12 protein-coding genes are annotated in these 13,508 nt (G+C 71.9%); 10 read left to right on the plus strand and 2 right to left on the minus strand.

Annotated elements, in window-relative coordinates:
• Positions 1 to 79 precede the first annotated feature (79 nt).
• The 8 genes from P3T37_RS02815 to P3T37_RS02850 all read left to right on the plus strand — a co-directional run bounded on the left by P3T37_RS02815 (position 80) and on the right by P3T37_RS02850 (position 8,933).
• Positions 80 to 1,042 (plus strand): ATP-binding cassette domain-containing protein, encoded by a 963-nt coding sequence (locus P3T37_RS02815; RefSeq protein WP_280721768.1) that lies wholly within the window; start codon positions 80 to 82, stop codon positions 1,040 to 1,042.
• Positions 1,042 to 1,887, plus strand: coding sequence for an ABC transporter permease (locus P3T37_RS02820; RefSeq protein ID WP_280721769.1), 846 nt, complete (start codon positions 1,042 to 1,044; stop codon positions 1,885 to 1,887). The genes P3T37_RS02815 and P3T37_RS02820 overlap by 1 nt, the downstream gene beginning before the upstream one ends.
• A 103-nt stretch (positions 1,888 to 1,990) precedes the next feature.
• Positions 1,991 to 3,589 carry a phospholipid carrier-dependent glycosyltransferase gene (locus tag P3T37_RS02825; protein ID WP_280722104.1) on the plus strand — a complete coding sequence of 533 codons (1,599 nt, stop codon included), beginning with the start codon at positions 1,991 to 1,993 and terminating at the stop codon, positions 3,587 to 3,589.
• Positions 3,590 to 3,680: 91 nt separating this feature from the next.
• A complete protein-coding gene (locus P3T37_RS02830; RefSeq protein ID WP_280721770.1) occupies positions 3,681 to 4,652 on the plus strand; it encodes an aldo/keto reductase in 972 nt (323 codons plus the stop codon).
• Positions 4,649 to 5,482 carry a class I SAM-dependent methyltransferase gene (locus tag P3T37_RS02835; protein WP_280721771.1) on the plus strand — a complete coding sequence of 278 codons (834 nt, stop codon included), beginning with the start codon at positions 4,649 to 4,651 and terminating at the stop codon, positions 5,480 to 5,482. Before P3T37_RS02830 ends, P3T37_RS02835 begins: the two co-directional genes overlap by 4 nt.
• Before the next feature lie 239 nt (positions 5,483 to 5,721).
• Entirely contained in the window at positions 5,722 to 6,945 is a 1,224-nt protein-coding gene (locus P3T37_RS02840) for a beta-ketoacyl-[acyl-carrier-protein] synthase family protein (RefSeq protein WP_280721772.1), read from the plus strand.
• 304 nt (positions 6,946 to 7,249) lie between these two features.
• The gene (gene rpe, locus P3T37_RS02845) at positions 7,250 to 7,933 is read left to right on the plus strand and encodes a ribulose-phosphate 3-epimerase (protein WP_280721773.1); all 684 of its coding nucleotides are present in this window, start codon (positions 7,250 to 7,252) and stop codon (positions 7,931 to 7,933) included.
• 40 nt (positions 7,934 to 7,973) lie between these two features.
• Positions 7,974 to 8,933 carry a pirin family protein gene (locus P3T37_RS02850; RefSeq protein ID WP_280721774.1) on the plus strand — a complete coding sequence of 320 codons (960 nt, stop codon included), beginning with the start codon at positions 7,974 to 7,976 and terminating at the stop codon, positions 8,931 to 8,933.
• Positions 8,934 to 9,223: 290 nt separating this feature from the next.
• Here P3T37_RS02850 and P3T37_RS02855 read toward each other — a convergent pair whose 3' ends face one another.
• A complete protein-coding gene (locus tag P3T37_RS02855) occupies positions 9,224 to 9,934 on the minus strand; it encodes an FAD-dependent oxidoreductase (protein ID WP_280721775.1) in 711 nt (236 codons plus the stop codon).
• 50 nt (positions 9,935 to 9,984) lie between these two features.
• Entirely contained in the window at positions 9,985 to 10,431 is a 447-nt protein-coding gene (locus P3T37_RS02860) for an aminotransferase class I/II-fold pyridoxal phosphate-dependent enzyme (RefSeq protein WP_280721776.1), read from the minus strand.
• Between P3T37_RS02860 and P3T37_RS02865 the strand changes: the two genes are divergently transcribed.
• Together P3T37_RS02865 and P3T37_RS02870 are read left to right on the plus strand one after the other, a co-directional pair.
• Positions 10,430 to 10,969 (plus strand): hypothetical protein, encoded by a 540-nt coding sequence (locus P3T37_RS02865; protein WP_280721777.1) that lies wholly within the window; start codon positions 10,430 to 10,432, stop codon positions 10,967 to 10,969. The genes P3T37_RS02860 and P3T37_RS02865 overlap by 2 nt on opposite strands.
• 2 nt (positions 10,970 to 10,971) lie before the next feature.
• Positions 10,972 to 13,437: a DUF4132 domain-containing protein gene (locus tag P3T37_RS02870; RefSeq protein WP_280721778.1), complete on the plus strand. Its 2,466-nt coding sequence runs from the start codon at positions 10,972 to 10,974 to the stop codon at positions 13,435 to 13,437.
• The last annotated feature ends 71 nt before the right edge of the window (positions 13,438 to 13,508 follow it).

Genomic DNA, 13,508 nt, shown 5'->3' on the forward strand with positions numbered 1-13,508 from the left:
AGCAACGTACGCCGTACGTAGTACGCTGCTGCACAGCACGCCTTTACGTACGGCGTACCTAGAAGGGGAGGGCCCTGCCATGTCCCGCACAGCCCGAGAACAACTCGCGGTATCCGCCCATGGATTGGGCAAGCGATTCGGCAGGACCGTGGCGCTGGACGGCCTGGATCTGGCCGTCCCGGCCGGCACGGTCTACGGCCTGCTCGGCCCGAACGGCGCCGGCAAGACCACCGCCGTCCGGCTGCTCGCGACGCTGACCACCCCCGACGCCGGGTCGGCGCGGGTGGCCGGCTTCGACGTGGCCGAGCAGCCCGAGCAGGTGCGCCGCAGCATCGGGTTCGCCGGGCAGCACGCCGCCGTGGACGAGGGCATCACCGGACGCGAGAACCTCGTCCTGGTCGGCCGCTTCCACCATCTCGGCGCCCGCGAGGCCCGGCTGCGCGCGGACGCCCTGCTGGAGCGCTTCGGCCTCGCCGCGGCCGCCGACCGCCTGGTGCGCGGTTACTCCGGCGGCATGCGGCGGCGCCTGGACCTGATCGCCTGCCTGATCACCCAGCCCCCGGTGCTCTTCCTGGACGAGCCCACCACCGGCCTCGACCCGCGCAGCCGGGGCGAGATCTGGGACGCCGTACGGGAGTTGACGTACGGCGGCAGCACCGTCCTGCTCACCACCCAGTACCTGGACGAGGCCGACCGGCTGGCCGATACCGTGATGGTCCTCGATCACGGGCGCACCATCGCCGAGGGACCCCCGGGCCGACTGAAGGCCGAGATCGGCACCCGGGTGCAGGTGGTCGTCGACGACGTCACCCAACTCCACGTCGCTGCAACGGTGCTGGCCGCCGTCACGGGCGGTGAGCCGATCAGCGACCGGGACAGCCGACAGGTCGAGACACTCTCCCTGCCGGGCCGCGAGGTGCTGCTGCCCGCGCTCGTGCGCGAACTCGACGCCGCCGGTGTCGCCGCCCGGGACGTCGCCCTGCGCACCCCGTCGCTGGACGACGTGTTCCTCGCCCTCACCGCCGAAAGGCAGGCCGCCTGATGTCCGTCTCCACCCTCTCTCCCCGCCCTGCCGCCCCGGCTGATCGAAGCACCCCCGGCCCGCTGCGCCGCACCGCCCTGGACGCGGCCACCTCGGCGACCCGCGTCCTGCTGTACTACCGGCACTCGCCCGCCCTGCTCGCGGTCTCGCTCGCCGTTCCGGTGGTGATGGTGGTGCTCTTCGGCTACGTCTTCGGCAGCGCGATGCAGGTCCCCGGCAGCGGCGACTACCGCGAGTTCCTGATGCCCGGGCTCTTCGCGATGGTGGCGATCAACGGCATCACCCCGACCATGGTCGGCGTCGCCCGCGATGTCGAACGGGGTGCCACCGACCGGCTGCGCTCGATGCCGGTCTCGCGCTTCGGCGTGCTGCTCGGCTCCGCGCTGGCCGACCTGGTGATCGGGGTGGCCGTGCTGGTCCCGCTGGTCGGCGTCGGGCTCGCGGTGGGCTGGCGGATGCGCAACGGCCTCGCCGACGCGCTGGCCGCGTTCGCGCTGCTGGTGCTCTTCCGGTTCGTGATGACCTGGCTGGGCACGTTCCTCGGGTTGGCCGCGGGCAGTGAGCAGATGGCCGGGCAGTTGGCGGTGCTGACCTTCCCGCCCGCCATCGTGACCAATGTGTTCGTGCCGACCGGCGGGATGCCGGGCTGGCTGCGGGTGATCGCCGACTGGAACCCGGCCAGCGCGGTGGTCGCGGCCTGCCGGCAGCTGTTCGGCAACCCGAGCGCCCCGGCCTCCGCCTGGCCGTTGCAGCATCCGGTGGTGGCCACGCTGCTCTGGAGCGCGGTGCTGCTCGCGGTGTTCGCGCCACTGGCCGCCCGGAAGTACTCGACGCACGGGCGATGAACCGTTGCTGGTGTTAGAGGCTGTTCCGGCGAACGGGCGGATTGCCCGGCCCCGCGTGGCACGGCGCGCCCTCGGCGCCGTGCCGCCCGCCGATGATGGGCGGATGCTGCTGGAGCCGTTGCCGCCTGCGTCACCCCGGCCCTGGGAACTGCTGCGGATCCCACCCGCCCGGGCCGCCAGGCTCGCCGCCCTCAACGGGTGGGTCGGGCCGGCGCTGGTCACGCTGCTCGCCGGGGTGCTGCGGTTCGCCAACCTGGGCAGCCCGCGCGCCGTGGTCTTCGACGAGACGTACTACGCGAAGGACGCCTGGTCGCTGCTGCGGTACGGCTACGAGGGGACCTGGGGCGCCGGGGCCGACGTCGACCTGCTGGCCCGGCCGCAGCGGATCGACCTCACCGCCGCGCCGGAGTTCATCGCGCATCCACCGGTCGGCAAGTGGCTGATCGCGCTGGGCGAGGCGATGTTCGGGCTGACCCCGTTCGGCTGGCGGTTCGTGCCGGCCCTGCTGGGGACACTCTCGGTGCTGATGCTCTGCCGGATCGGCCGCCGTCTGCTGCGCTCGACCGTGTGGGGCTGCCTGGCCGGGCTGCTGCTCACCTTCGACGGGCTGCACTTCGTGATGAGCCGTACGGCACTGCTGGACATCGTGCTGATGTTCTGGGTGCTCGCCGCCTTCGGCTGCCTGCTGATCGACCGGGACGCCTTCCGGGCCCGGCTGAACGCCGACTGCGGTCGGCAGCCGAGCGAGGAGGAACGGGCCTCGCGGCCCTGGCGGTTGGCCGCCGGGGTCTGCCTGGGACTGGCGTGCGGCACCAAGTGGAGCGGGGCCTACTCGCTGGCCGCCTTCGGCCTGCTCACGGTGGCCTGGGACGTCGGCGCCTACCGGGCGGCCGGCGCCGTCCGGCCGTGGCGGGTCGCGCTGGTCCGGCAGGCGGTGCCGGCGTTCGCGGCGCTGGTGCCGGTCGCCTTCGCGACCTACCTGGCGTCCTGGACGGGTTGGCTGCTGGGGCAGGGCGGCTACGCACGGGACTGGGCGGTGGGTCAGGACCTGTCCAGCATCGGGCCGTTGGGCTCCTGGGTACCCGGGTCGCTGATCAGCCTGGTCCACTACCACCAGGAGATCTGGGGCTTCCACCTCGTGCTCTCCACGCCGCACCGCTACCAGTCCGATCCGCTGGACTGGCTGCTGCTGACCCGTCCGGTCTCCTACTTCTTCCGGGATTCCGCGGCCGGCTCGGCGGCCTGCCGCACCGAGGGGTGCACGCGCGAGATCCTCGCGCTCGGCACGCCGCTGCTCTGGTGGACGGCGGTGGTCGCCCTCGGCTACCTGCTGCACCGGCTGCTGCGCCGGCGCGACTGGCGGGCGGGCGCGGTGCTCGCCGCGGTGGGGGCGGGCTACCTGCCGTGGTTCCTCTACCAGGGCCGGACGCTGTTCTCCTTCTACACGGTCGCCTTCGTGCCGTTCCTGTGCCTGGCGGTGGCCATGCTGCTGGCCGACCTCGCGGGTCGGCCGGGCCGGCTGCCGTCCTCACCGGACGGGGGCCCGGGGCGGCGGTCGGTGCGGTGGGCGCGGCCGGCGGTGGCGGGGCTGCTGACCGTCGCGGTGGTGGTGAACTTCGCCTGGTTCCTGCCGCTCTACACCGGGCAGGCCGAGACGGTCTCGGCCTGGGAGAGCCGGATCTGGTTCGACAGCTGGATCTGATGGATCCGATGGATCTGACCGGTCGGCTCGGCGAGGGACTTGACTGGCAGTCAGTCTGGACAAACGGACGGGTGCGGCAGAGGGTGACCCCATGGAGTTCACCTACCTCGGCCGTACCGGCCTTCGCGTCTCACGCCTCTGCCTGGGCACCATGAACTTCGGCCCGCACACCGAAGAGGCCGACGCCCACCAGATCATGGACGTGGCCCACGAGCAGGGCATCAACTTCTTCGACACCGCCAACGTCTACGGCTTCGGCGAGAACAAGGGCCGCACCGAGGAGATCATCGGCAGCTGGTTCGCCCAGGGCGGGGGCCGCCGCGAGCGGACCGTCCTCGCCACCAAGCTCTACGGCGACATGGGGTCCTGGCCCAATGAGGGCAAGCTCTCCGCGCTCAACATCCGCCGGGCCGTCGACGCCAGCCTCAAGCGGCTGGGGACCGATTACATCGATCTCTACCAGATGCACCACATCGACCGCGCCACGCCGTGGGAGGAGATCTGGCAGGCCATGGAGGTCCTGGTCACCCAGGGCAAGATCATCTACGTCGGCTCCAGCAACTTCGCGGGCTGGCACCTCGCCCAGGCCCAGGAGGCCGCCAAGGCCCGCGGGTTCCTCGGGCTGACGAGTGAGCAGTCGCTCTACAACCTGCTGGAGCGCAGCGTCGAGCTGGAGGTGGTGCCGGCCGCCGAGCACTACGGCATCGGGCTCATCCCCTGGTCCCCGCTGCACGGCGGCGTCCTCGGCGGGGTGCTGCGCAAGGAGCGCGAGGGCGTCCGCCGGGTCTCCGGCCGCGCCGTCGAGACGCTCGGCGTCAAGCGCGAGCAGATCGCCCGGTACGAGGACCTCGCCGCCGAGATCGGCCACGAGCCCGGCGACATCGCGCTCGCCTGGCTGCTCACCCGCCCGGCTGTCACCGCGCCGATCGTCGGCCCGCGCACGGTGGAGCAACTGCACGCGGCGGTGCGGGCGCTGGACGTGACGCTCGACCAGAAGACGCTGGACCAGCTGGACGAGATCTTCCCGGGCCGCCGCCCGGCGCCGGAGGACTACGCCTGGTGAACAGCTACACCGACGAGCGGCTGGCCGCCGCCTACCAGTCGGGCAACGAGATGCCGGCCGACTCGCTGCGGGGCTGGGCCGAGCTCTTCCTGCGGGAGGCGCCGGTGCCGGCGTCCGGGACCGTCGGTCTGCGGCTGGTGGAGGTCGGCGCCGGCACGGGGATGTTCTGTGCGGCGCTGGCCGACCTGGCGGACGGTGCGCTGGTGGTCGGCATCGAGCCCGCCGCGCCGATGCTCGCGGAGGCGGTGCGGCGCAACGCCCGTCCGCGGGTGCGCTATCTGGCGGGCAGCGCGGAGGCGCTGCCCGTCGCGGACGCCGGGTTCGACCTGGCGCTGCTCTCCCGCGTCGTCCACCATCTGCCGGACCGGCCGGCCGCCGCGCGGGAGATGCTGCGGGTCCTGCGTCCGGGCGGGCGGCTGGTGATCCGGACGACCTTCCGCGAGCGGCTGGACGCGCTCGTCTACACCTACTGGCCGCGGCTGCGGGAGACCGACGCCGGGCGGTTCCCCGCCGAGCGGGAGGTGCTGGCGGACTTCACGGCGGCCGGGTTCACGGTGCACCGGGTGTTCTCGCAGGCGCTGGCGGTGGCCCGTGACCTGGGCGAGTTCCGGGACCGGCTGACCGACCGTCCGCAGTCCAAGTTCCTCGCGCTGACCGAGCGCGAGTTCGCCGAGGGACTGGCCAGGTTGAGCGCGGACGCGCTCGATGCGCGGCGCGCGGCGGCGGCGCAGCCCGTACGTGAGCGGTACGACCTCGTGGTGCTGGAGCGCCCGCGCGAAACGGCTCCGCGAGGAATGCGATCGGTCGGTTTCGTCGAATCATCCGAGTAGTTCCCCGCTGCCCCCCGCGTTTGCCTGGATGATCACCTGCTGATGAAATGGAATCACTCGGGGGGAGCTGTCCGTTGTGCTGGTGCCTCGGTTAAAGTTCCAGCGCCTCTGCCAACGGCAAAAAAAGGGATCGAACAATGAGAGACCGGTCGTCCGGCACGAGTCATCAGCAGCAGTTCGGGATCCGCGCGAATCAGCGGTCGGGCGACCGCCGACGAGTGGTCGTCACGGGAGTGGGAGTGATTTCTCCGCTCGGTGGCGACGCCGCCTCGACCTGGCGGGGGCTGCTGGCGGGGGAGTGCGGTGTGCGGCCGCTGGTCGGGGCGGAGTTCGAGGGGCTGCCGGTGCGGATCGCGGCCCCCGCGGCGATCGACCCGGCCGACCGGCTGCCCCGTACCCAGGCGCGGACCATGGGCCGCAGCGCGCAGTTCGCGCTGCTGGCCGCGCGCGAGGCCTGGGCGGACGCCGGTCTCGCCCACTCGGCGATGCGGGACGGCGAGCTGGACGCCAAGCGGGTCGGGGTGTCGATGGGCACCATCATCGGCGGCGCGCCGGTGCTGGTGGCGGCCGACCAGGTGCTGTCGCAGCGCGGGGCGAGATTCGTCTCGCCGCACACCGCGCCGATGACCGTGCCCAACGGCGCCGCGGCGCAGATCGCGATCGACCTCGGCATCCGCGGTGAGGCGCGGACGGTGGTGGCCGGCTGCGCCTCGGGCACCGAGGCGATCGGCCAGGCGATCGACCGGATCAGGCACGGCCACCTGGACGTCGTGCTGGCCGGCGGCACCGAGGCGGTGATCACCCCCGTGGTGCTGGCCGCGTTCGCCTCGATGCGCGCGCTGTCGCTGGGCGAGGACGGGCCCCTGGGCGCGTCCCGGCCCTTCGACAAGAACCGGGACGGCTTCGTCGTCGGCGAGGGCGCCGGGCTGCTGGTCCTGGAGGACGAGGAGCACGCGCTGGCCCGCGGGGCGCGGATCTACTGCGAGGCGGCCGGGTGGGGCCTGTCCGCCGACGCTCACCACATGGTCGCCCCCCGACCTGACGGCGAGGGGATCGTGGACGCGATAGCCAAGGCGCTGGCCGACGCCGGCGCCGAGCCCGGCGACGTGGTCCACGTGAACGCGCACGCCACCGCGACCCCGAACGGGGACGCCGCGGAGGCGGTCGCGCTGCACGCGGTCTTCGGCGCCGGGATCGGCGACGTCGCGGTCACCGCTCCCAAGGGCGCCCTGGGCCACATGCAGGGGGCCGGCGGTGCGGTGGAGGCGATCGCCACCGTGCTGACCCTGCATCACGGGCTTATCCCGCCCACCGTCGGCTGTGACAATCCGGACGACGAGATAGGCCTCGACGTCGTCGTCGGGGCGCCGCGCCCGCTCTCCCGCGGCGGGGATGTGGCGCTGAGTAACTCCTACGGCTTCGGCGGGCACAACGCGGTTCTCGCCTTCCGTCGCACCGGCTGAGAAAATAAACCGATGGATCGGTTTTCGGCTGGTCGGTTTGGTTGGTCGGTTAATCGGTTCCGGGTGCACTCTCGCGAGGCGCGGGGATCGTCCATATACGGCCTATTCCGCGGAATCCCGGGCGACCGGAAATGATTCAGCCGGGCGCCGCGGGCCGAGCCGTCGTCCGCGCCGTCGTCCGCGCCGTGGTTCGCGCCGTCGTCCGCGCCGGGCCCGGGCCGTGTGGGAGCACCTGGGACGCGGGGGATGATGGGGGCGAGGCGACCGCGGTGGTGGCCCGTACCGAGTGGTGAAGGTATCGGAAATGGCGCAGATCAACCCCAGCATCCTGTCCGCGGACTTCGCTCGCCTCGCCCAGGAGGCCGAGGCCGTCCGGGGGGCCGACTGGCTGCACGTGGACGTGATGGACAACCACTTCGTCCCGAACCTCACACTCGGTGTGCCGATCGTGGAGTCGCTGGCCCGGGCCACCGACACCCCGCTGGACTGCCACCTGATGATCGAGCAGCCGGACCGCTGGGCCCCCCAGTACGTCGAGGCCGGCGCCGGCTCGGTGACCTTCCACGTCGAGGCGGCCGCGGCGCCGGTCCGGCTGGCCCGGGAGATCCGCGCCAAGGGCGCCCGCGCCGCGATGGCGCTGCGCCCGGCCACGCCCATCGAGCCGTACGAGGACCTGCTGTCCGAGCTGGACATGGTCCTGATCATGACGGTCGAGCCCGGCTTCGGCGGCCAGGCGTTCCTGGACATCATGCTGCCCAAGATCCGCCGCACCCGTGAGCTGATCTCCAAGCACGGCCTGGAACTCTGGCTCCAGGTCGACGGCGGCGTCTCGGCGTCCACCATCGAGCGCTGCGCCGAGGCCGGCGCCGACGTCTTCGTGGCCGGCTCGGCCGTCTACGGCGCCGCCGACCCGGCCGAGGCGGTGCGCGCCCTGCGCGCCCAGGCCGATGCCGCCACCACGGGCGCGCCCTGGGCCTGCGCGCACTGAGACGCGATCGCTGCGCCGTCGTCAGCTACCGTGGGATCCTGTGAGCAACCTTGATCTCAAGCCCGTCACCGCCCTCTGCGGCGGCGACGCCAGCACGGGCCCGGTACGGGAGCTGATGACGGGTCGGTCCGTCCGGCTCGGCGAGAGCACCCAGGTGCGCCGACTGCTGCCGAACCTGCCCCGGCGGATGGTCGGCGCCTGGTGCTTCGTCGACCACTACGGCCCGGACGACATCGCCGACGAGCCCGGGATGCAGGTGCCCCCGCACCCGCACCTGGGGCTGCAGACCGTCAGCTGGCTGCACGAGGGCGAGGTGCTGCACCGCGACAGCCTGGGCAGCCTGCAGACCGTCCGCCCGCGCGAGCTCGGCCTGATGACCTCCGGCCGCGCCATCTCGCACTCCGAGGAGTCCCCGCGCTCGCATGCGCGGTTCCTGCACGGCGCCCAGCTCTGGGTCGCCCTACCGGACGCGCACCGGCGCACCGCGCCCGCCTTCGAGCACCACGCCGACCTGCCCGTGGTGACGGCACCCGGCCTGCACGGCACCGTCATCCTCGGCGAACTGGACGGCGCGGCCTCGCCCGGCACCACCTTCACCCCCCTGGTCGGCGTCGACCTCACCCTCACCGAACGCACCGCCGCCGCCCTCCCGCTGGACCCCGGCTTCGAGTACGCGGTGCTGGCGATGACCGGCAGCGTCGACGTGGACGGCGTCCGGGTCGAGCCCGGTTCGATCCTCTACCTGGGCTGCGGCCGGCGCGAACTCCCGCTGCTGGCCCGCACGGACAGCTCGGTGCTGCTGCTGGGCGGGGAGCCGTTCGAGGAGGAGATCCTGATGTGGTGGAATTTCCTGGGACGGACTGATGAGGATATCAGGCAGGCGCGCGAGGACTGGATGACCGGGACCAGGTTCGGTGAGGTGCACGGCTACGACGGCGCCCGGCTGGCCGCGCCCGAGGTGCCCCAACTGCCCATGAAACCACGGGGAAGGGCGCGCTGATCTTGGCGTATGTGCCTGTGAGGCGGCGCGCCGGGTTGCGGTGGATCGTAGGCCGGTCGGTCTGCGATCCGCTGTTCCGGGAGGACGTTCGTGCCGCTCAATAGCTGTCTATGCCGACGGCACCTTGATCGTTTCAAGCCCGGTCGCGGAAGACCAACCCACGCCGCCGTGATCCACTCGACGGGTGATCACAGTTGGCGCTGCCCGTCGGGACCGGGGAGTCCGAACCTGCCTCCGTTCAGGCGGGCTCGGACTTTCCGGTCTCACAAGTGCGGTGCGGGGCACGCCATTCAGCGGGGATGGACCTCCAGGAAGGCGCGGACCGCGGACTCCAGGGCGCCCTCGATCCAGGCCGGCTTCAGGCTGGTGTGCTCGCCCGCGAAGTGCACCCGGCCCTCCACCGTGCGGGTGGCGGGGTGCAGTTCGTGCAGCTGGCCCGGGGTGAAGATGACCGCCTCGCCGAGCGCGTAGCGGGCCCTGGCCCAGGACTGGCTGACGCCCACGCCGGCGTACGAGGAGCGGACGACCGGGCCGAACAGCCGCTCCATGTCGTCCAGGGCGAACGCGACCCGCTCGCCCTCGGTGAGGGAGTCCCAGCGCATGGCGTCGTCGGACCAGCTGTACGAGGCCAGCACCACGCCGCCCGGCGATCCGGCCGGGGCGTGCGAGGGCAGGTAGGTTTTGCGGCTGGGGCTGTCGGAGGTGCAGCCTCCGCCGGTGAAGCCGTTCTTGCCCTGCTCCCAGAAGCGGGTTTTGAACTCCAGCAGCACCTTGGTGGCGGAGTCGTAGTGCAGCTCGTTGACGGCCCGGCGCTTGGGGTAGGACATCAGCGGTTCGACGGTGCAGAAGCGCAGTGCGCTGAACGGGATGGTGACGATCGCGTAGTTGCCCTCGAAGGACTCGGTGGGGTGGATCGGTGCGCCGTCGCAGGACTCCTCGGTGCCGCTCTCGGCGGTGGTCTCGATGCGGACCCCGTGGTCGCTCTGGACGAGGCGGGTCATCCGCCGGCCCATCCGGATGTCGTTCCTGAGCGGCGCGGCCAGGGCCTCGGTCAGGATGACTGGTGGAGCGCGAAGGCGGCGAGCCGATCGTAGAAGTCGCCGGTGGCCAGGGCGGCGGTGGGGTTGTTCGGGTAGTTGACCCACAGCAGCTTTGCGCGGCGCGCGATCTCGGCGGGGATGGCGTCCAGGTCGGGCAGGAAGCCGTTCTCGCGGCGCAGCGGCATGCGGTACACCTGCGCGCCGCAGTACTTGGCCCAGGTCGCGTAGACGGGGTAGCCGGGGTCGGGGACGATCACCACGTCGCCGGGGTCCACGAAAGCCAGCGCCAGGTGGGCCATCGCCTCCTTGCTGCCGAGGGTCACCAGGACCTGCCGGTCGGGGTCGGGACGTAGGCCGAAACGGCGGTCGAAGAAGTCCGAGGCGGCGCTGCGCAGCTGCGATGTCCCCTGGTAGGGAGGGTACTTGTGCAGCTCCGGCTGCTCCACGGCCAGCTGCATGGCGGCGACGATCGCCGGCGGCGTGGGCAGGTCGCAGTCGCCGACACCGTCGGAACCAGCCCGTCAGTGGCCGGGCCGCTCTTCTCTCGATGGGGTCGCGCCCCCTGCGGTCGCGGTGTCACTGGTGGCCCGTACTGTCCACGGCATGGCAATCGTGATGTTCGTCGACGAGACGACGGCGGGGGACCGGAGCGACGGGTGGGGCCTGGAGATCGCCGAGGAGAGGCTCACTGTGCGTGAGTTGATCCGGCGCCGGGTCTTCCAGGAGGTCGCCGAGTACAACGCGCGCACACCGCAGGTGTTCCAGGGGCTCGTGCAGCCGCAGGATGCCGAGCGTGTGCTGAACGGGTACGTGCTGCGGACTCCCCGCCGGATAGACCCCGAGGTGCAGACCGAGCTGGCGCTCAGGGCCTTTGCGGGGAACGGCTTCCTCGTGCTGGTGGGGGACCGCCAGGTCGTCGACCCGGATGAGGAGATCGAGCTGGTGCTGGGTACCGAGGTCACGTTCCTGAAGCTCGTGGCCCTGGTGGGGGGATGACGATGGTGGACATCCAGAGGATCAAGGAGCTGCTGTGGCAGCGCGCGGCAGCCGCCGGGGAGGCGGACGAACTCGCCGTCGAACTGCTGAAGCTGGCGGTCGGCAACAGGGGTAACTGGACCAGGCCGTGGGACGGCGTGCTCGCCGAGGTGCGCGCGCTGCCGTCGGAGACCCGCACCACGCTCGCCGACGCCCTGGTGGCGCGGTACCACGCGGCCGAGGCGGGCCCGGTCTCCCGCGGCAACGCGCTGACCCTGATCGGTGTCATCGCGCGCGGACTGCCCGGCGACCGGCTCTCGGTGGAGCGCCTGAAGAGGCTCGACGAGCTCGGCCGCCGGCACACCTTGTGGTACGGCGAGCGTCACGAGGTCCTTGCCGAGGCCGAACTCGACGCGGGCCGCCCCCTCGCACCCGAGGTGGTGGCCGTCTTCCGGCGCTCGGCCCTCCAGGCCTACGGCGACGGGTCGGTCCTGGCGCTCGCCGACAGGCTCACCGAGCCCGTCCTGAACGTCGGCGAGGAATGGGCCGAGCAAGCCCTGCGGGACGCCCAGGGCAGCCCGGACTGGCAGGACCTCCTTCGGCACGCGACGACGGCCACGGCCAGCAGGCCCAGCCGCCAGTGGGAGCAGCGGGCCCGCATCCTGATCCACCCCCTCGGCGCCGACCGCGTCCGGACCACCCTGCTGCCCTGGCTCGCCCTCGTCGGCCGCCGCACCTTCGAGCTGGACCGCCAGGAGTACGAGCCCGACGTCAACAGCAGCTACGACCCCTACAACGCCAACGCCCTGCGCGGGCTGACCTGGCTGCTCGCCCTGCTGCCCGCTCACCCGGACACCGCCCGCGCCCTCGGCACGCTGGTCGAGACGTCGCTCAGGAAGGTGTCCGGGCTCGGTCCGCGCAACCCGAAGGTCGCCAACGCCGCTGTCACCGCGCTCTCCCGCATCGGCAGCGAACCTGCCCTCGCCGAACTCGCCCGCCTGGCCACCCGGGTGACCTACAAGGGCACGCTCAAGCTGCTCGACACCGCGTTGCAGACCCGGGCCGAGGCGCTGGGCCTGTCCCGTGAGGAGATCGAGGAACTCGCGGTCCCCGCCTACGGACTGACCGAGGTCGGCCGCGCCGAGCAGCAACTGGGCGAGGTCACCGCGGTCCTGGAGGTCACGGGCACCAAGGCGGTCCTCGGCTGGCGCAACTCCGCGGGCAAGGCGGTCAGGAGCGTGCCCGCCGCCGTCAGGCGCGACCACGCCGAGGAGCTCAAGGAGCTGAAGGCGGCGGTCAAGGACATCGACAAGATGCTCTCCGCCCAGAGCGAGCGCCTGGACCGGCAGTTCCTCGCCCGCCGCACCTGGTCCTACACCACCTGGCGCGAGCGGTATCTCGACCATCCCCTCGTCGGCACCCTGGCCCGCCGCCTGCTGTGGACGGTCGACGGCACGACCGTCGGATTCGCCGACGGCGAGCTGCGCACCCTCGCCGACGCCCCGGCCCGCGAAGGGGTCGAGGTCCGGCTCTGGCACCCGGTGGGCCACGAGAGCGCCGAGATCGTGGCCTGGCGCGACTGGCTGGAGCGGCACGGGATCACGCAGCCGTTCAAGCAGGCCCACCGCGAGGTGTATCTGCTGACCGACGCCGAGCGCGCGACGGGAACGTACTCCAACCGTTTCGCCGCGCACATCCTGCGCCAGCACCAGTTCAACTCACTTGCCGCAATCCGGGGTTGGCGCAACAAGCTGCGCCTGATGGTCGACGACACGGCCCCGCCCGCCACCCGGCGGATGCCGCAGTGGGGGCTGCGCGCCGAGTACTGGATCCAGGGGGAGGGTGACGACTACGGCGTCGACACCACCGAGTCCGGCAGCTATCTGCGCCTGACCACCGACCAGGTCCGCTTCTACCCGATCGGTGCGCCGGAGAACTCGGCAAGCTGCTACGGCGGTGAGTACGGCGTGTGGCTGGGGGCCGGTGTCGAGCCGGTGGAGCCCGTCCCGATCGCCGATGTCCCGCCGCTCGTGCTGTCCGAAGTCCTGCGCGACGTCGACCTGTTCGTGGGCGTGGCCAGCGTCGGCAACGACCCGACCTGGCAGGACGGCGGACCGGAGGGCCGCTTCCGGGAGTACTGGACGTCGTACGGCTTCGGTGAGCTCAACCAGAGCGCCGAGACGCGACGCGTGCTGCTGGAGCGGCTGGTACCCCGGCTGGCGATCGCCGACCGCTGCACCATCGAAGGCCGCTTCCTGCACGTGAAGGGCGAGCGCCACACGTACAAGATCCACCTCGGCTCGGGGAACATCCTGAGGACGCCGAACGACCAGTACCTGTGCATCGTCCCGAAGTCCGACCCGGCCGCCCCGCAGGCTGGTTACCTTCCCTTCGAGGGCGACCGCATGCTGGCCGTGATCCTCAGTAAGGCGATGATGCTGGCCGACGACACGAAGATCACGGACCCGACGATCCTGAGCCAGCTGTAGTGGGTGCATGGTGCGATTTCCCTTGCCTGGCGCATTGGTCTAGTCCAAACTGATCGTCGGTCGGATCCCCT

The sequence above is a fragment of the Kitasatospora sp. MAA4 genome (assembly GCF_029893355.1).
In the GTDB taxonomy this organism is placed as follows: domain Bacteria; phylum Actinomycetota; class Actinomycetes; order Streptomycetales; family Streptomycetaceae; genus Kitasatospora.

Bases quoted from the DNA above. Each gene is read 5' to 3' on its own strand.
- P3T37_RS02815 (WP_280721768.1), top strand. From the start codon at position 80: ATGTCCCGCACAGCCCGAGAACAACTCGCGGTATCCGCCCATGGATTG.
- P3T37_RS02820 (WP_280721769.1), top strand. From the start codon at position 1,042: ATGTCCGTCTCCACCCTCTCTCCCCGCCCTGCCGCCCCGGCTGATCGA.
- P3T37_RS02825 (WP_280722104.1), top strand. From the start codon at position 1,991: ATGCTGCTGGAGCCGTTGCCGCCTGCGTCACCCCGGCCCTGGGAACTG.
- P3T37_RS02830 (WP_280721770.1), top strand. From the start codon at position 3,681: ATGGAGTTCACCTACCTCGGCCGTACCGGCCTTCGCGTCTCACGCCTC.
- rpe (WP_280721773.1), top strand. From the start codon at position 7,250: ATGGCGCAGATCAACCCCAGCATCCTGTCCGCGGACTTCGCTCGCCTC.
- P3T37_RS02855 (WP_280721775.1), bottom strand. From the start codon at position 9,934: ATGACCCGCCTCGTCCAGAGCGACCACGGGGTCCGCATCGAGACCACC.
- P3T37_RS02865 (WP_280721777.1), top strand. From the start codon at position 10,430: ATGGCGGCGACGATCGCCGGCGGCGTGGGCAGGTCGCAGTCGCCGACA.
- P3T37_RS02860 (WP_280721776.1), bottom strand. From the start codon at position 10,431: ATGCAGCTGGCCGTGGAGCAGCCGGAGCTGCACAAGTACCCTCCCTAC.
- P3T37_RS02870 (WP_280721778.1), top strand. From the start codon at position 10,972: ATGGTGGACATCCAGAGGATCAAGGAGCTGCTGTGGCAGCGCGCGGCA.